Source organism: Endozoicomonas sp. SESOKO1, from assembly GCF_024606265.1.
Taxonomy (GTDB): Bacteria; Pseudomonadota; Gammaproteobacteria; order Pseudomonadales; family Endozoicomonadaceae; genus Endozoicomonas.
Genome location: NZ_JAHHPP010000113.1, coordinates 1 through 18,839 on the forward strand (window position 1 = coordinate 1; position 18,839 = coordinate 18,839).

Here is an 18,839-nt window from a genome sequence, read left to right on the forward strand (position 1 = left end):
TTGCTGTGTATGGTGCCGGCACCAAGAGTCGAACTCGGGACCCACTGATTACAAGTCAGTTGCTCTACCAACTGAGCTATACCGGCAAGGAACGGGGTGAATAATATTTATGCCGGGTGTGTTTGTCAACTTCTGTATGCACTCTGATCTTGATTTTGTATCCAGCCTTTCCGAAGTTACTATTTTGCGTCCAGGGGAACCCGGAAACTGTTGCCAGATGAGAATGCCGCCGGTTCATGTCTAATCCATTCTTTCGGTGAAATTTTCTCACGCCAGCAGTTTTTTATAGCGTCCAAATTTATACAGGGCTGCCACCACCTTATTATTGAAAGGATGATTAACATGCATTTGCTGCAACCTGAAGTGATGGGTTGTGATTGAGCTCTTGTCCAGGCAGCTGTTGATGTAATCGGCCAGGGCGTCATCGGAAGGGTCAAGTGCGGCGAGCAGCGCCTTTTTTTCAATACTGCCCAGTTTTTCGCCTTTCTGTAACAGGCTCATAATGGTGACTGGCCTCAATTGCAGAGGTGAGGGTTGAGGGACGTCCCAGACAAATTCCAATGGCCCATTTTCAAAGTCTTTAGTCTTTATTTTGTCAATATAAGTGAGTGCTTCTGCATAGTGGCCTTCCCTGACAAAGTCTGACAATTTTTTCAGGACTTCCATACCGGCTCCTTTCCTTTCCATGCGCAGCTTGCAGGAAAAGGCCAGGGCCTTTAAAGCTTCCAGTGGCACTCCCATGTCCTGGGCCACTGGCGTATGTCCACAGGGAAGGACAGAAAGGTGGGGTTGGCCATTTTGTAACAGGGTCGTGGTCAGGTTGGCGCCTTCACTTAACACCGGGAGCCGGGAGCTTTGCACCAGTTTGTTGAAACTGTGCCTTGGCAAACTGGGCATAAGACACAGTAACCATTGGCTTTTGCCTGTGGCCATCGCCGGGGCCATCACTGCAGCCATCAAGGAAGCCCGGTCTTGTTGGTCCCGAAAGTCAATCAGTGTGAAGCCTGTGGTTCTGGCGATTTTGTATAACGCACCCTTGCCATTATCATCCCCAGCTTCATCATTGAAAGCACTGACCGTGGTGGTCACCACCACCGGGAGCGCATCCGTTACCTGCCCCTGAGTTATTTTAATGGCGCGAAGCCAATTGGTTAATATCGTTGTTTTATAATGGCGCAGATCGCCATGATGCAGACCATAAACGACAGTGATTTGTATTTTCCCCTGAGTGGCTAAATCACACAGTTGGTTAATTGCAGTGATTAATGTTGCTTGATCGCCATCGACGGATTTGGCCGATATTTCCGTTTTCGGTAATAGCAGGTCATCACCGGGGATAATGGAGTTTGTCGGTAGATGCAAAGGGACGATATTACAATCAGGCATTGAGCCGCTGTCGTTAACGGAGGTTGTGATATCGGTGAAAATGGACACGAAAAAATAGTAAACCAGTGACCATAAGGTGGGGCTGTTGTGTTGGTTATTCTTTTTAACCGAGGTGTCGGTATCCAGATACATCGATTCATATTCAGAGTGAAAACGATAGGGTTTCAGATTAATACAGGACTCCCCTACATGTCCTAATTGCCGGTATACAACTGCGGCTCCGAAAAACGAGAGGGTGACAGCAGCATTGATTTTATTCTCACTCCGCAGGTGACAGGTGGAAATGATAACCCTGGTAGTGTTTATATAAATTTCCTGGGTACCCGGTTTAATCTTTATTCCTGGCAGTAAGTAGGCCAGCTTGGATAACGCGATACGCTGTCTCTTTATGTAGCTTACCTGTTCTTCACGATTATATTTTTGTCGTGTCTTGAAACTGCTGTCATCCGGGGGTAACAGCTGTGCATGGATCGTTTTGGCACCCAGGGCAACCAGGGTTTTTATCAGTCCGACCGATGCCGTGGCATCACCCATAGCCCAGAATTGACCTTGTTGATCTGCATGTTCTTCCACGGGGCAACGTACATAAACGCCTATGTCCTGCAATCCGCTGAGCAAGGCTTTTACCTGTGACAGATAGTCGGTGGACGATATGCCCCCGGAAAAATAATTCTCTGGCTGATCAGGTAATGAATGCAGGTGCATTCGCGAGGCTTGCTTTTCTGCCAGGGTATTTTTTTTGGCAATGTTATGCCTTTCCCGCTGAAGGGCCTGTTGGTATAGTTTTTTATCGAAATGCTTCACCGGGCAAAATGGTACCTTTACTTTCTCCCGGGCATCCCGGATCAGTTTTGCACAGGTAGTATTTTTATTACTCAGGAATTCAGAGGCGTATTCCATTTTTGTCAGTCGATTGATGAACAACGGTTGCTCAAGAAGATATTGAAGAATGTCATCATGGCCAGTTAATACAGCTAACCCGATTAAAGAAACCAGGTCGTTTAAATAAGGACTCCTGATGGTGAAAGAATCTGGATGGTTTTGTACGAGTAATTTCAAACAATCCAACTGGCCATAAGTGACGGCGCAGTGAAAGTAAGAGGCTCTGAATAAGACACCAGCGGTTTTTGTACTGCTGAAAATAGCTGACAGGCACTCTGTATGCCCATTTTTTATTGCCAGCCAAATAGGGGAATCAGGCCAGGACAACATATTCCTGGCCGCTTTATAATCAAGCATGGCCATTAAACCGGCTGTATTTCCGCACAGGGCTGCCAGCTGAACCGGTGTCATTCTTGATTTATCAGTGGCCAGCAATTCATTTTTCAGTGATGAGGGATTGGGGAAGTTATCCAGTAAAAATTTCAGACATTTGTTTTGTTTTTCTCGGGCTGCAATATGCAGAGGCCGTTCACTGTTGTTATTTGTTGCCTGCAACAGGCGCGGGGTTCTATTAACCAACAGCCGACATAATTCCTCATGGCCGTGTAACACCGCCAGATGCAGGACTGAGTTGCCATCTGCATCTTCAGTGGCTGAATAATGAGGGTTATCGGTCATGTATTCTTTTACTTTTTCTGTATTCCCCTGTTTTATCAGGTTTATCAGGTCTTGCCTGGATGAATTATCTTGATGGTTGCGTTGATAACATGAAGCCACTTTCGATAAAAATGGCAATCCTGCTTCCTCCGTCATCATGTTTTGCATTAGCAGTTTATTTGGTAGTTGCAAAAATGCGTTTTTATGACAGGAACCGGGGCAGGGGTGACCAAGAATGGAGCGGGGCTGGTTCAGTTTTACCGTTCTTGTGGCGCATAAGCTTCCGGACGGCATTGCGTTTTCCGAAGGCCTTATTGCCATGTGCTGGCCAATGGGTACCTCTATGGTTGTGTCTGTTCCGGGTTTATGCTTTTCAGGTGTGACGGTTTTATCAATACCGCCCGGGTTTTCAGGGTTGGCGGATATTGGCGTTATCCTGCCTGTCGGCTGCATTGTTGTTTATCTCCTGATGGCGTTTTCTCAGGTCAGTAGTTTTTTATGGCGCCCAAATTGCAGCAGCGCTGCCGCTACCTTATTGTTAAAAGACTTATTAACATGCATTTGCTGCAGCCTGAAGTGTTGGGTAGTGATTGAATCATTGTCCATGCAGCTGTTGATATAATTGGCCCAGGCTATATCGGAAGGATTAAGTGCGCAGAGCAACGCCTTTTTTTCAATACTGCCCAATTTTTTTCCTTTCTGTAGCAGGCTCATAATGGTGACTGACCTCAATTTCAGAGGTGATGGCTGAGGATCAGCCCAGACAAAATCCATTGCCCCGCTTTCAAAATCCAATGTCTTTATCCTGTTAATAAACGAGAGTGCCTCTGTATAGCGGCTTTCCCGAACCAGGTTTGACAATATTTTAAGGGCTTCAATATCCACACCTGACTTTTCCATGCGCAGTTTGTACGAGAAGGCCAGGGCCTTTAAAGCCTCCAGCGGCCCACCCATATCCTGGGCCACTGGCGTTGTTCCATTGGGCAGGAGAGAAAGGTGGGGTTGGCCATTTTGTAACAGGGTAGTGGTCAGATTGGCACCTTCACATAACACCGGGAACCACGAGCATTGCACCAGTTTATTGAAACTTTGCCTTGGCAAGCTGGGCATAAGACACAGAAACCGCTGGCCCTCGCCTGCGGTTATCTCCCCGGTCATCCCTTCTGCCATCCCTGCGGCCATCAAAGAAGCCCGGTCTTTTGGGTTCCGAAAGTCAATCAGTGTGAAGCCTGTGGTTCTCGCGATTTCGTATAACGATCTCTTGCCATTTTTACGATCTTCATCACGAAAAGCGCTGACCGTGGTGGTCACCACCACTGGGGGAGCATCCGTTACCTGGTCAAGAGTTGTTTTAATAGCGCTAAGCCAATTGGTTAATATCGTTTTTTTAGACTTGCGCAAAGCGTAATGATGCAAGCCGTAAACGACAGCGGTTTGTATTTTCCCGTTATCGGATAAATCACAAAGTTGGTTAATAGCAGAGATTAATGTTGCGGTATGGCTGTTGACGGATTCGGTGGATCTTTCAGCTGCCTGTGGTTGCCGGTCATCATCGGGGATAATGGCGTTTGCCGGTAGATGCAAAGGGATGATATTACAATCAGGCATGGCCGTCACCGATGTGCGGGTATCCAGATACATCGTGTCAAATTTAGAGTTAAAACGATAGGGTGTTAAATTAATATACGATTCTTGTGCAAACCCCAAGTGTTGATACATTCTTCTGGGGCTGAGAAATGAAAGGGTAACGGCTGCATTGATTTTATTCTCTCTTCGGAAGTTACAGCTGGAAATGATAACTTTGGTGTCTTCTATATAAATTTCCTGAATGCCCGGTTTGAGCTTTATTCCTGGCAGTAAGTAAGCCAGCTTGGATAACGCTACACGCTGTTTCTTTATGTATCTTACCTGTTCTTCTCGATTAAATTTTTGTCGTGTAGCCAAATCACTGTCATCCGGTGGTGACAGTTGCACATGGATGGTTTTTACGCCCAAAGCAACCAGGGTTTTGATCAGTCCGACCGATGCTGTGGCATCACCCATTTCCCAGAATTGGCCTTTTTCATCGGTATTCTCCTGAATGTTGCAACGTACATAAACCCCTATTTTCTGCAATCCGCTTAATAAGGCCTTAACCTGTGGCAAAATGGATTTTTTACTGACAACTTTATCTTTTTCACGCTGCCAGGTCTGTTGGAAGAGGGTTTTGTCGAAGTTTTGCACCGGGCAAAAAGGTAACTTCACTTTCTCCCGGGCATCTCTGATCAGTTTTGCACAGGTACCATTTTCATTAGTCACAAATTCAGAGGCATATTCCATTTTTGTCAGTCGGTTTATGATCAACGGTTGCTCAAGAAGACATTGAAGAATTTCATCATTATCATTTTTTATAGCTGACCCGTGTAGCGCCGCCAGATGCAGGGCGGTGTTACCTTCTTCATCCCTGGCGGCTAAAGAAAGGGGGTTGTTGGTGATATATTCTTTTGCTTTTTCTGTATCCCCCTGGTTTATCAGATTTATCAAGGCTTGCCCGGAGGAATTATCCAGATGGTTCCACTGACGCCGTAAAGCCCCATTGGAACAGACTTGCGATTCCATCTCCTCCGGCTTTATCTGCCGCATCTGCAGTTTATTACAGGATTCCAAAAGTGCTGGTTTATGATCGGATCTGCCGTATGGGTAACCGGGAATGGGGCAAGCCTCGTTCAGCTTTACCGTTCTTGTGGTGAATAAGCTTTCGGACGGCACTGTGTTTTCCGTAGGGCGTAATGCCATGCTCTGGCTAATGGGTGTCCCTTTAGTCAGCTTTTCCTTTTCAGGTGTGGTTTTATCGGTGCCTCCCGGATTTGGAGGATAGATCGGTACTGTTACCCCTGTTGGCTGCATTTTTTTTCCTTGTGATCTCTTGCCATCATCCGCCAGCAATTAATGCCAGCTGTTTTTTTAGCTAGGACAATTGGCAGGTCAAAAAGTTCTCATTCAGGGAACTTCCGTTCAACTTGTTGTTGTGTTCCATGATTGCTCCAATCTAAAACCCGGGAATGGCGAACGATGACAGGCTCCTGGCCTCTGGCAATGTTAAGCATCCCAAGCAGCTGGTTTACTGATGCCTCCAGTCCGGCAACAAACGCCAGGGCTTTTTCACGATTATCTTTGTGCCAGCTTACGGTCACTCGCAGGTCACTCTCTGTGGGGTAGTAGGCAATACCCAGTCCGTCATTGTCGACAGGCCCAAAGACAAAGCGGCTGACACTGTTGTTGGCAACACAGGATGTGGATAACGTACTCCTTTTGACCAAATCCTGATAAATGGGGTCAATAAACATCCCGGGTTTATTCGCCGTTTGATCCGGGTGAAGGGTTTCCCATTTTTTTTCCAGTGCAAACAGGTGGCGACAGATCCCTTCTCCCGCCTTACAGTCTTTAATTTTCTGCCTGTGTGCGTTGAGGGCTTTTCTTAACAATTGAGCCTTTACCGCCCGGGAGGAGTCGGTATTACCGAGCGCCGTCAGGAATTTCATGACTTCCGGCGAGAAACTGCGCAAATCTTCGGTACGACCATACTTAAAGTGCCGCATTGACACCGATTCATAAGTCGGGGGGGCCTTATAGCCGGCATGACAGGCTGCCAGCTGAAACACCAGCTGAAAAAAAGCATCCGGGCTGATCGCCTGCTCTTTCAATGCAGCTTGAGTGATGTTTTGAACAGTGATCTCTTTCAATTCAACCTGAGCCAGCAGGTCTTTAAAGCAAGCCGATGCACTTGCCAGCTTTGACTTAATGTGGTCATTGACTTCAGGAACCAGCCGTTTGACGTTAGGCAGAAGCTCTCCATTCATGGGCTTGCCATTGTTCAATAGCTGTATTACCCGATTGAATAGAGGGAGCCAGGCACCAGCATCGGCTGGCGTATGCTCGATGGTTACACCAACCTCGCCATTGGCCATGGCAATCAATTGCAGTGACTTATCAAAACACCGGTTACTGCCATTACCTGCCAATAACTGTTTGCCACTATCTTCCTGCCCGTCAGGATCATCCAGACAAACGCAGCAAAATGCCTCTTCAACCTGTTGCCACACTGCGCGATTGATACTGCTGGACTCAACAAAATCCTTTTGAAGTTCAGCGCATTCATTTCGATCGCCTGATGTCATTGGCGTTAAATCAAACGTGTCTTCCCGCTTTGGCGTAAGATTAATGGTGTCCAGCGTTGCTGCAAGGTCATGCAGGCTGATTTTCCTGCCTGACTCATCGGCTATTTGCACTCGATGAAGTTGCCCCTTTGACAGTACAATGATGTGCTGCCTTTTTCCCTGAAGGCATGGAATCAGCTGGTCCTTACCCTGGCAGGCTTTGCGGTGACTGAACAACTTCTCTGGTTGACTCCCGCAAAGTGCATGGCCTTTCTCATGTTCAACCGCCAGCTTTTTTTCCTGGCTCACTTGCAGGTGCTCATAGGCACCAAGAACAGCCCCGGAAACCGGGTAAAAAGCATGGAGCGCCTCTGAAGCATCCCCGGTTCCAACAGTTGGTAGATTTAATGTCAAGGCAAAGCTGACATAAACGCAAAGCGGTACTCTTGATGTGAGATACCTGTCTGTCCAGGCCCTGCTGAACCAGCCAGCTTTGGTTAATGCATCATTTTCAAGGGCTTTTTGCAGGTCAGCTGCAACGTTTGAATTAAAGTCATCAAGCTTTTTCACAAACTGTGCAACATCACTCTCAGTCCACCTCCCATCCATCTTTGCAGGCAACGATTGAAGCTTGTTAAAGGTCGATTGCCACTGCGGTAAGGGTATTGGGTCTACTGCTCCTGCCCGGGCAGCTCTGAATTCAGCCAGGGACTTAGCGGGAATTGAGCATGCTGGGCCTCTGGCTGTTGTGGTCACTTTTACTTCTTTAATCAGGACTCCAGAGGGGATCCTGCATGGTATAGCTTGATTGTCCGGGTGAGATAAGCTCATGCCTGTCGCCATAAATCCTGCAACATCACGATCAGGAATAGAATCCACATTTATACCTTTATTTACTTAACAAAATTTTATTTAGACCATTATCAAATAGACAAGTTCGCCAGGGTGGTAACGTTGTATCAAGAAAGCAGATCCAGACTGATCTTCAAAACCACGGAGTTTGCCCATGGGAGACATCTGAAGACAGTGCTCCAGATTGGTAAGCAGACTGTGTAGCCTAAAAGTTGCGGGTAAGATAGAAAGAAGGCTATTACATGTTTTCAATGAGTTTGACGGGTTGTCGTTATCATAAGCCTCTGCACTCCGTTCGTCCTGAGCCTGTCGAAGGACCCATAGGGCCTAAAGGCGCAAACTCCGGCCTGTGATAGATCGTGCCAGGCACCCTTCGACTCTGCTCAGGATGAACGGAGATAGTACAGTCAGTTGATCAGAGCCATTGTTGAATGTCTGCCACCAACAAAAACAGATCCTTAGAGGATCTGTTCTATTTCCTGTGGGCTTATGTCCAATTGGTTAGGCATCCTGCCTGATTAAAGTCCCTGCCCAGCCATCATCCTGAAAAATCCGGACATCCTGTCCATTGGCTCCCTGTCGTGGCACGTCCCTGATTGGTCAGCCCTCCGCCTTCCTGACGGTTTTGACTTCCTGTCACAGCTGACGGTTTCCATAGTGCGGCTTTTATGTATGGTTTGCAGTCAGGAAATCACTATACACCGTGTAAGACATTTGCCACTGGCAGTCCTCTTCTTCTATATACCCCCCTGAAGGTAATCCTTAAAAAAACCGGCATTTCAAAAGATCTGTATGCGTACTCTCGAAAACCTCGGTCTATCAAAATGACCCGTATAAGCAATCAACCAAAACTGCCAAACATGTTCACCACACAGACGCAGAGGGCACAGAGAAAAAGCCTTTCTTCCTCCTGCACTCTGAGCCTCTGTGGTAAAAAAATAAAAGGACAATGCCTTAACTGCAATTGCTGTTATTCAGGACGCACCATCGCAAGCAGTGTTTTGATAAAGTCCTTCCTTTTGAGTTGGTAATCATTCACAGGCTGAGTGCTCGATAACCAGCCGTTTACTCTGTGCACAAAACCATGATGGTAACTGTGGCGTCGCAATTTCATTTGAAGGCTTGCCGCCAGTTCATAAAGGCATTGATTTTCTTTCTGATGCTGGCCAGGTTTTCCGGTTTTTCCCTGGGCGTACAGAGCGATAAACTTTCTGGCTTTATTCAGGGTAAGCAGGGAGCGCATAAACAAGCCATAAATACACTCATCGAGGTTTTGAGGCACATTAAACAGAATGGTTCTTGGTATGTGAAATACCCTGCCTTTTTTCAATTGATCGGTTAGTGGGTCAAGGTTATCAGCGAAGTATTTCAGCGTATCGTTCATTAACCTGGTTTCTTCGGTAAACGACAAACACCATACTGGCTTCCCAACACCGGGGACGTGAATGGCCAATGGTGCTGCATTGCCATGGGCTACCCTGGCGTCAATACTGACCTGAAGCTCCATTGCTTTCATACCCAGGTCACCGTCTTTGAGGTGAATATTGTAGGCTTTTGGCAGTTGAATTCTGTGACATCCCTCGATTGGCCAGATGATGATACTTTTGGGGATTTCCGAATCCTCGGCGGTGTTCAGTGCCTGCAGCCTGGCAAAGAGTATTCTGGCATGCTTTTCTGTGGTGCAGATAATGTCAATATCATTAAAGAATGAGCAGAGGTTTTGTAAAAAACGCGAGAATGAACCGTTAATCAGAATAGGGGGACTGGGAAATAAACCATTAATTTCCTGAATAATCTCCAGTGTTTTCAGCGTAAGGGCATTTAACCACGGAACCTGATTCTGCAGAAAACCCGTTTCTGGCGATGGCTTCAGGATTTGGGCTGCTCTGGCGGCAACGGCCTGTGTGAAGGCGGTATTTTCTGTTTCCCGCGTATATTCCCTGGCCTGACAAAGCAATAGCGCTTCCTTGACAGGATGGTTGGCAACGGACCGGACTACCGGTTTTGTGCTGCGGCCAGCGCTCCCTGTCTCGGGGATCACGTCGGGGAGGTGATGCCCATGACCGGGGGTATTTGGCCGGTGAAACAGTAATTTATCAATGATATTGGCTTCGGAGCTGCACTGTTCAAACCAGCAGCCTAAAGCATGGCGAAGCTTGCTACCTTCAGGAAAATTTTTAAGGGACTCTAGTACCTGATTTTTATGGACTTCTTGTCCAGCAATAGACTGTTTATTGATATGGCAGTATGTCAAAAAGAAGAAATGGATTCGTGAATTCTGAAATGAGCTTCTCAGTATGTTGATTGATCGCAATACCTGTTCCGCTGACACTTTCCGATGGTTAACTGACAGCCCGTGCTGCATGGCCGTGAATTTCAATATACATTGCAGTCGATGTTGCTCATCGTCCTTGACCGATACGTTGTCCAGGATTTGCGAGGCCTTATGAATGATATCCTGGGCTTCTCCCGTTTCATCATACTGCCTGGCCTGTTTCAGCTGTTGAATCAGATATCTGGTTTGCCTTGAAGAGTGATTCCCGGTTGCTTCATCAAACGCTTCCAGTACTTTCCGGCTATCGAGATAATTGCCATTCAATACTCTTGCGCCCAATGCCAGGTGGGCATAAAACATGGCCTTTTCGAGTAACCAGCCACCGAGTTCATAATCCCTGACCACAGAATCCGGCGTGACCTGTCGGCCATTCAACCGCAGGTACCTCAGGCAACATTCCGCTTTGAAACGAGCTATACCCAGTTTACCCTCCGGACCATTGGGGAACGCACTGACCACGGCATCCGGTGTGACCTGCTGGCTATTCAACCGCAGGCTCCTAAGGCAACACTCCGCTTTGAAACGAGCTATACCCAGTTTGCCCTCCGGACTATCCGGGAACGCATTGACCACGGCATCCGGCGTGACCGGCAGGTCATTCAACAGCAGGCCCCTCAGGCAACATTCCACTTTGAAGCGGGCTATCCCCAGTGTGCCTTCCGGAATGCCCCGGAACTCCCTGACCACTGAATCCGCTGAGACCTGGTGGCCATTCAGCAACAGGCCTCTCAGGCAACAGTCCGCCATAAAGCGAGCAATCGCCAGTTTACCTTTTGGGTTATCCGGAAACGCATGAACCACCGCATCCGGTGTGACCTGCTGACCATTCAACGGCAGTCCCCTCAGGCAACAATCCGCTTTGAAGCGCCCCAGTTCCAGTGTTGCCCTGGTTGCCTGATAAATCCTGACCACCACATCCGGTGAGACCTGCTGATTATTTATCGGCAGCCCCCTGAGACAACATTCCGCCTTAAAGCGCGCCAGCTCCAGTGTTGCCTTGATTGCCTGATAACCCTTGACCACCGCCTCCGGTGTGACCTGCTGGCCATTCAACGACAGGCCCCTCAGGCAACATTCCTCATTGAAGCGGATTATCCCCAGTTTGCCTTCCGGGCTATCCGGATAACCGGTAATCACCGCCTCCGTTGTGACCTGCTGGCCATTCAACGACAGGCCCCTGAGGTAACACTCTGCCCTGAAACGCGCCAGCTCCAGTGCTGCGTTGACTGACTGGTAATCGTTAGCCACCTCATCCGGTGTAACCTGCTGGCCATTGATCGCCTGGCCCTTCAGGCAACATGTTTCCTTAAAGCGTGCCAGTTCCAGTATTGCCCTGGCTGCCTGAAAATCCCTGACTACCGCCTCCGGTGGGACCAGCTGGCCTTTCAACACCCAGCCTCTCAGGGAACATTCTGCCTTGAAGCGTGCCAGCGCCAGTGTTGACCTGGTTGCCTGATAATTCCTGGCCACCGTCTCCGGTGAGACCTGCTGGCCATTCAATTCCACGCCACTGAGACAACATTGTTCGGTAAAGCGGGCTATTCCGAGTTTACCTGCCGGGCTGTCCGGGAAACTCTTGACCACTGCATCCGCCATGACCTTCTGGCCATTCAACGGCAGTCCCCTCAGGGAACATTCTGCCTTGAAGCGCGCCAGCTCCAGTTTTGCCCTGGCTGCCTGATAATCCCTGGCCACCTCATCCGGAGTGACCAGCTGGCCATTCAACAGTAGATTCCTCAGGCAGCATTCCGCTTTGAAGCGAGCCGGATCCAGTGTCACTCTGGCTGCCTGGTAATCCTTGATCACCTCATCCCCAGTGACCTGCTGGCCATTTATTGGCAGGCCGCTCAGGCAACAATGTTCCTTGAAACGTGCCAGCTCGTGTATTGCCCCGGCTGCCTGAAAATCCTTAACCACCATGTCCGGAGTGACCTGTCGGCCATGCAACCGCAAACCCTTCAGGCAACATTCTGCTTTGAAACGCGCGATTGCCAGTCTGCCGTCCGGACTATCCGGGAAACCCTTGAAGACTGCATCCGGAGTGACCTCATGGCCATTTATTGGCAAGCCATTCAGGCAACATTGTTCCCTGAAACGTGCCAGCTCCAGCATTGCCCTGGCTGCCTGACAATCCTTAACCACTGCATCCGGCGTGACTTGCCGGCCACTTAACAACAGGCCCCTCAGGCAGCATTCCGCTTTGAAGCGCGCCAGCTCAAGTCTGGCGTTTGCCGCCCTATAATCCTTAACCACAGCATCCGTTGTGACCAGTTGACCATTCAATGGCAGGCCCCTCAGGCAACACTCCGCCTTGAAGCGTGCTTTTGCTAATTTGCACTTATTTTTTCGGTCCGGCTGTCGGTTGAATTCTTGAACGACCTGGTCGGGGGTGACTTTTCTATTGCCAAGCAGAATATGTTGCAAGCACAGTTTTTGCAGGAAGAAGCCTCTTCTGAGAGAGGTTGCATCATGTCCATAGGCGATAAGCACACCTGTTGGGGTGATGTGACGTCCTTGTAATGGCCTTTTTTTCCAAAAGGCATCCTCAACATGTTTGGCATCAACCCGGGTGGTGACTGTTCTTCTTCGGTTATTTGAGACTCTTTTACCGTTAAATGCACTTTCGGGACGGTCAGGCACTCTGCTTGAGCCGGGTTGTCCGGGAACCCGGGCAGCAGACTCTGGGTGGGCGTAGGTTGATGTTGTTGCTTTCAGAGTGAAACCCTGCACACGTCGACGATAAATACCGCCATTTGACCTCAAAATGATTATTAGGTTCCACTTGTGGAGTGGCAGGGAAACATCGCTAAACAAGCACTGAAACCAGATTGGTTATTATTCAGCCGCCAGTGAATAACTGGGCAAAAGAAAAACCCCGCATAAAGCGAGGCCCGTAGGAAAAAATAAAAACCTTACCCAAGGCAAGGCTACAACTGCTGATTCATCAGCAATAAGCGGTTTTTATTATTATTGGGGTGGTATTTATTCTTAGGCAGAGAGTGAGTATTTGGTGTTCTTATTACCAGGCACCGAAATAATCATCATTGGCTTCGGTAAGCACTCACTGGGTGGGTGTAGATTACGTATTTACCGAATAAAGTAAATTGATCCATGTCAATAAATCATCGGTGATGATGAGAATGAACTCAACTGAGGATCGGGTCTTAAATCCTGAATAAGTAGCTGGCCATATGATTTCATATGGTTTTATCAAATCCGGAATTGAACGCCGACCCCTTAACCGGGCTTTCAGCTTTCTGATGCAAAACTATCCTGACTGTTTTTTATAGAGACCTGGTCGTTTAGCGTCCAAAAGTCGTAAATCACGCCAATGCCAAGAAAGCCAAAAGTAAACAGATACAAAATTCCGGAAATCCACTTCCCGAGATACATACGGTGAACGCCAAATACACCAAGGAAGGTCAGTAAGATCCAGGTAACGGAGTAATCATAATGACCACTGTGGAAACGATGGTCCGCTTCTCGATCCATTGCCGGTATAAGGAAAAGATCGATCAGCCAACCAATGCCAAAGAGGCCAAGGGTGAACAGCCAAATGGTTCCTGTTACGGGTTTGCCGTAGTAAAAACGGTGTGCTCCAAGAAAACCGAAAATCCAAAGTATATAACCGATAACTTTACTATGGGTGTCTTTCATTTTATCAGCTGAACCAGTGAAAAAAGGGGAGTCCTGATTATTCTATCAAAATGATCAGCTGCCTGTCTGATCGTTTTTTGGTCATTTGCCTGAGGGGGTAATCTTGCCGCTCTGCCTGTTTCTATCATGTCCTGTTATTTGAGATCAGTATTGGGAACTAACATACAAAGCTGCAATCAAAAAAGTAAACGAAGCGGGATACATTAAAATGATTTTTGCTGGAATCAATCCTGAAACGGTTCAGGCAACCCAGGCAAACAGGCCGGAAGAAGACATCTGTCCCATTTGTCTGGAGGCCTTCAACAGGCAAGTGAAGGCTGTTGATACCACAACATGTAAACACACCTTCCATGTTGATTGCCTCAAAAAAGCACTGAACGAACAAAAACAATTATCAGATAGAACTACCTGCCCGGTATGCAGGACTGATTTGTCGAGGCTGTCAACGGCATATGCACGCTCAGCCACTTCAGGTCAAAGGAAGCACAGGTATCATGATTCAATGCGTCGCATTAAAGCAGAACGCGAAAGGGAGCGCTACCGCCTCAAGCATGATCCTGCTTATGCAGAGCGACAACGGCAAAGGGCGCAAAGGGAAATCCATAGGAGCAATAAAATTACCAATACCAGGACGTTGGGTTCCAATCAAACGAATAAAGGGACCCATTAACCCTTTAGGTTTGACTCAGCGGCATCGGATTCCTGAATATCGCTGTCCTTCTGTTTCTGACAGCTTATCAATGGCTTTTTGGTGGCATTGGGGATTATCAGCGCAATAAAAGAGGGTGAAAAAACGTACTTTTTTCCGATCAAGGGGAACCATAAGGCAAGCCAGTTGCTCCGGTAATTGAGCAAGGCCACATATTTCGCAGGAACCAAATTGCAAGCACTGGAACGTTTTTGACATAACCTGACCTGAGACATAGAAAGCTGTTTCTACAGTAAACCCCTGATGTTGACGCTTTTAAGATAGCATTGGCTGACAATCTGTTTCTCTCTGTGACACCCATCAGTAACAATTACTCAAATATATAGATTTTGCAGGTCTGATATTGGTTATTCAGCCACCGTTGTTTATGGGTATCTCCATGGTTGGCATGTAAATTGAATAGAAAGGAAGCACTCAGTACCAGTTCCAGGAAGGATGTACAGGCCACGGACGGCCTCCCCCCGGGGAAATAATAAAAACAACGAGGGAGTACTGAGATTATAGCCCCGCCAGTCGGGGCATTATTTTTTGTAGTGGTGCGTTGGTTGGCAGCGATCAAATGTTCAATGAGTCTATTCCCGGACAGCCTCCTGGCCCATCTTATCAAGGATGCATCATCGCAAGCAGTGATTCGATAAATTCCCGCCTCCTCATCTGGTAATCAGTCACATGCGGAACGATCGTTAGCCAGTTGGAAACCCTGCACTCAAAATCACTACGGCAAATATGACGGCTCAATTTACTTTGCATATTCTCAGCCAGTGCATGAAGGCGTTGCTGTTCTTCCTGAAGCCGGTTGTCAGGCTCCCATTCAGAGATCAGAGAAATAAACTGCCTGGCTTTATCCAGGGTGAGCAGACAGCGCATAAGCAAGCCATAAATACGCTCCTGGTTGTTTTGGGGGGAGTTGAATAGCATGGTTTGAGGTATGTCAAACACCTTCCCCTGAGTCAACTGAACGGTCAGTAGCTCCAGGTTATCAACAAGGTGTTCCAGCGTATCGCCCAGTAACCTTGTTTCTTCAGCAAACGGCAAACACCACACCGGCCTCGAAACGCCAGGAACGCGAATGGCAAATGGTGCGGCATGTTCACAGGATACTCTGTCGTCCAGATTGACCAGCAGCTGATGGGCTTCCATACCCGAACCGTCTCTGGGAAGAATATTGCAGCCTTTTGGTAGTTTAATCTCCTTACATCCCGGGATTGACCAGCTGTTGACGCTTTTGAGGGTTCCTGATTTACTCCTGTCAGCGTGAAGTGCTTCGTTAAATACCCCCAGTTTTACTGAGAGTTTGTTGGCAGAGTCTTTTGTCGTGCAGATCATGTCAATATTATTGAATGATGGGCAGCGGTTCTGTAAAAAACGCGCGTAGGAACCGGTAACCAGAATATGGGGTTTGCTATAGGAAGCATTGACTTCCTGAATAATATCCAGTGTTCTCAGGGCTAGCGCATTTAACGGTTGAACCGGGTTGTTCGTGACATAGGGACCGGCTGTTTCTGACGGATCCGGCGATTGGCCCGGACAGGTAATTTGACGTCCCTCTAATGGTTTTTTTTCCCAGAAGGCATATTCAATACTTCTGCCTTCATCCGGGGCAGTGGCTGCCTCTCCATGAGACCTGTGATTTGAGATTTCTTTACCGTTAAATATACTTCCGGAGAGATCGGGAATCGCACTTGAAACGGCTTGCTGGGCGGACTCCGGGTGGGAATAGGATGGTCTGATGGCTTGCATAATTAAATCCTGTGTACATGGGCTGAAAATCTCGCTGCTTCGACCTTAATCGACCTCAAAATGATTAATAGGTTCCTGACGGATTTGAGTTTATCCACACTTATCAAGCGTGCATCATAGCAAGCAGTGTTTTGATAAATTCCTTCCTGTTGACCTGGTAATCATGAACAGGCTGAGTGGTCGATAGCCAGTCTTTAACCCTGTGCTCAAAATCATGACGACAGACATGGCCAGCCAATTTCATGTGCAGATTCTCTGTGAGTGCGCTAAGGCGTTGTTCCTGAAGCAGGTGAGTCCGGCTTTGCGGTTTTCCGGCTGTTTGCTGAGAGTGCTGGGCGATAAACTGCCTGGCTTTATTCAGGGTCAGCAGGCAGCGCATAAGCAAGCCATAAACACGCTCCCCGGTGTTTTTGGGGGTGTTGAAAAGAATGGTTCGGGGTACGTTAAAGACCGCCCCTGTTTGCAATTGCTCTGTCAGCGGGCCAAGGTTATCACCGAGATATTTCAGCGTATCGTTCAGTAACCTGGTTTCTTCAGTAAACGACAAATACCGTACCGGACTCTCAACGCCGGGAACGTGAATGGCCAGTGGTGCTTCATTTTCCCGGGTTATCCTGGCATCAACAGTAACCTGAAGCCCCATTGCCTTCCTGCCCAGGTCACCATCCTTGAGCTGAATATTGTAGGTATTTGGCAGTCTGATCATCTGACATCCCGGGATTGCCCGGATAATGATGCTTTTGGGTATTTCACAATCACTGTCAGTATTAAGCGCCTGAAGCTTCTGAAAGAGTGTTCTGGCAGCCGCTTCTGTGGCGCAGATAATGTCAATATCATTAAACGATGAGCAGAGGTTCTGTAAATAACGCGCGTATGAACCGGTAATCAGAATGGGTGGGGCGGTGCAAGAATCATTGATTTCCTGAATAATCTGCAGCGCTCTCAGCGTTAGCGCATTTAACCGCTGAACCTGATGGCCTGGCAAATCCGGTTCGCCTATTTTTGACACTGGCTCCAGAGTTTGGGCCGCACAGGCGGTCACTGCCTGAGTGGTGGGCGTATTTTCGGTTTTATCCCGGTATTCCCTGACCTGACCAGGGAGTGGGCCTTCCCTGACAGGGACTTGGTATCTGGAAGAACTGTCACGCCCCGGGGCAAGAGGAATTGCCTGTTTAAACAGTAACTCATCCACTATATTGACTTCATTGACTTCGCAGCGGCATTGTTCAAACCAGCAGTATAAAGCGTGGTGCAGCTTGCTTTCTTCAGGAAAACGCTGAAGGTACTCCAATACCTGATCCTTATGGATTTTCCGTCTATCAATAGACTGTCTCGTGATATAACAATGTGCCAGGAAGAAGAATTGTATGCGTGAATTCTGAAATGAGCACCTCAGTGTCTTGATGGATTGGAATACCTGTTCTGCTGATACTTCCTGATGATCAATGGTCAATTCATTCTGCATGGCCATGAATTTCAATATACATTGCAGTCGGCGTTGCTCATCCGTGGCTACTGCGTTGTTCAGGATTTGCCAGGCCTCTTGAATGGTATGCTGGGCTTCGCTGGTTTCATCATACCACTGAGGTATTTCCAGCCTTTGCATCAGGTATTCAGCTTGCCTTGAAGAATAATTCCCGGGTACTGCTTTAAACGATTCCAATACTTGCCGGTTATTCAGATAGTTGCCATTCAATACTCGTGCATTCAATGCCAGCTGAGTATAAAAAATAGCTTTTTCGAGCAACCAGCCACCGCACTCATAATCCTTGACCAACACCTCTGGCGTGACCTGCTGGCCATTCAACAACAGGCCCTTCAGGCAACATTGTTCCTTAAAGCGCGTGCTTCCCAGTTTGCCCTCCGGACTGTCCGGGAAATCCCTGACCACCGCATCCGGGGTAACTTGCTGGCCATTTAACGGCAGGCCCCTCAGGCAACACTCCTCCTTGAAGCGCGCCATCGTCAGTTTGCCCTCCGGACTGTCCGGGAAATCCCTGACCACCGCATCCGGTGTGACCTGCTGGCCATTTAACGGCAGGCCCCTCAGGCAGCATTTTGCCTTGAAGCGTGCTCTGCCCAGTTCACTTTCCGGATTATCCGGGAAATCCCTGACCACCGCATCCGGTGTGACCTGCTGGCCATTCAACGGCAGGCCTCTCAGGCAACATTGCTCCTTGAAGCGCGCTATCCCCAGTTTGCCCTCCGGACTATCCGGGAAAGCCTTGACCACCGCCTCCGGTGTGATGTACCGGCCATTCAACGGCAGGCCTAACAGGCAACATTGTTGCTTGAATCGCGCCAGCTCCAGAATTGCCTTGACTGCCTGATAATCCTTGACCACGCTATCCGGTGTGACCTGCTGGTCATTTAACGGCAGGCCCCTCAGGCAACATTGCTCCTTGAAGCGCGCTCTTCCCAGTTTGCCCGCCGGACTATCCGGGAAAGCCCTGACCACCGCATCCGGAATGACCGGTTGGCCGAA

Annotated in this window: 8 protein-coding genes and 1 tRNA gene; 1 reads left to right on the top strand and 8 read right to left on the bottom strand. The window is 48.3% G+C overall.

From position 1 onward, the window contains the following. Positions 1-10: 10 nt before the first annotated feature. The 6 genes from KDK13_RS05885 to KDK13_RS05910 form a co-directional block, all read right to left on the bottom strand. Positions 11-86: transfer RNA gene (locus KDK13_RS05885), tRNA-Thr, on the bottom strand. A gap of 181 nt (positions 87-267) precedes the next feature. After that, positions 268-3,378 (bottom strand): ankyrin repeat domain-containing protein, encoded by a 3,111-nt coding sequence (locus tag KDK13_RS05890; protein WP_257284033.1) that lies wholly within the window; start codon positions 3,376-3,378, stop codon positions 268-270. A 27-nt stretch (positions 3,379-3,405) separates the two neighbouring features. Further along, on the bottom strand, positions 3,406-5,811 hold the full coding sequence (locus KDK13_RS05895) for an ankyrin repeat domain-containing protein (RefSeq protein WP_257284035.1): 2,406 nt from the start codon (positions 5,809-5,811) through the stop codon (positions 3,406-3,408). Between the two features lie 89 nt (positions 5,812-5,900). After that, positions 5,901-7,940: a choline/carnitine O-acyltransferase gene (locus tag KDK13_RS05900; RefSeq protein WP_257284036.1), complete on the bottom strand. Its 2,040-nt coding sequence runs from the start codon at positions 7,938-7,940 to the stop codon at positions 5,901-5,903. A 943-nt stretch (positions 7,941-8,883) separates the two neighbouring features. Next, the gene (locus tag KDK13_RS05905) at positions 8,884-12,978 is read right to left on the bottom strand and encodes a hypothetical protein (protein WP_257284037.1); all 4,095 of its coding nucleotides are present in this window, start codon (positions 12,976-12,978) and stop codon (positions 8,884-8,886) included. Between the two features lie 519 nt (positions 12,979-13,497). Continuing rightward, the gene (locus tag KDK13_RS05910; protein ID WP_257284038.1) at positions 13,498-13,905 is read right to left on the bottom strand and encodes a TM2 domain-containing protein; all 408 of its coding nucleotides are present in this window, start codon (positions 13,903-13,905) and stop codon (positions 13,498-13,500) included. 208 nt (positions 13,906-14,113) lie between these two features. On the opposite strand from KDK13_RS05910, the gene KDK13_RS05915 reads away from it, so the two are divergent. Further along, the gene (locus KDK13_RS05915; RefSeq protein ID WP_257284039.1) at positions 14,114-14,575 is read left to right on the top strand and encodes an RING finger domain-containing protein; all 462 of its coding nucleotides are present in this window, start codon (positions 14,114-14,116) and stop codon (positions 14,573-14,575) included. Between the two features lie 642 nt (positions 14,576-15,217). Here KDK13_RS05915 and KDK13_RS05920 read toward each other — a convergent pair. Then, positions 15,218-16,354, bottom strand: a complete 1,137-nt coding sequence (locus KDK13_RS05920) for a hypothetical protein (RefSeq protein WP_257284040.1) — start codon at positions 16,352-16,354, stop codon at positions 15,218-15,220. 103 nt (positions 16,355-16,457) lie between these two features. Continuing rightward, on the bottom strand, positions 16,458-18,839 hold a 2,382-nt coding region (locus KDK13_RS05925; RefSeq protein ID WP_257284042.1), incomplete at its 5' end, for a hypothetical protein.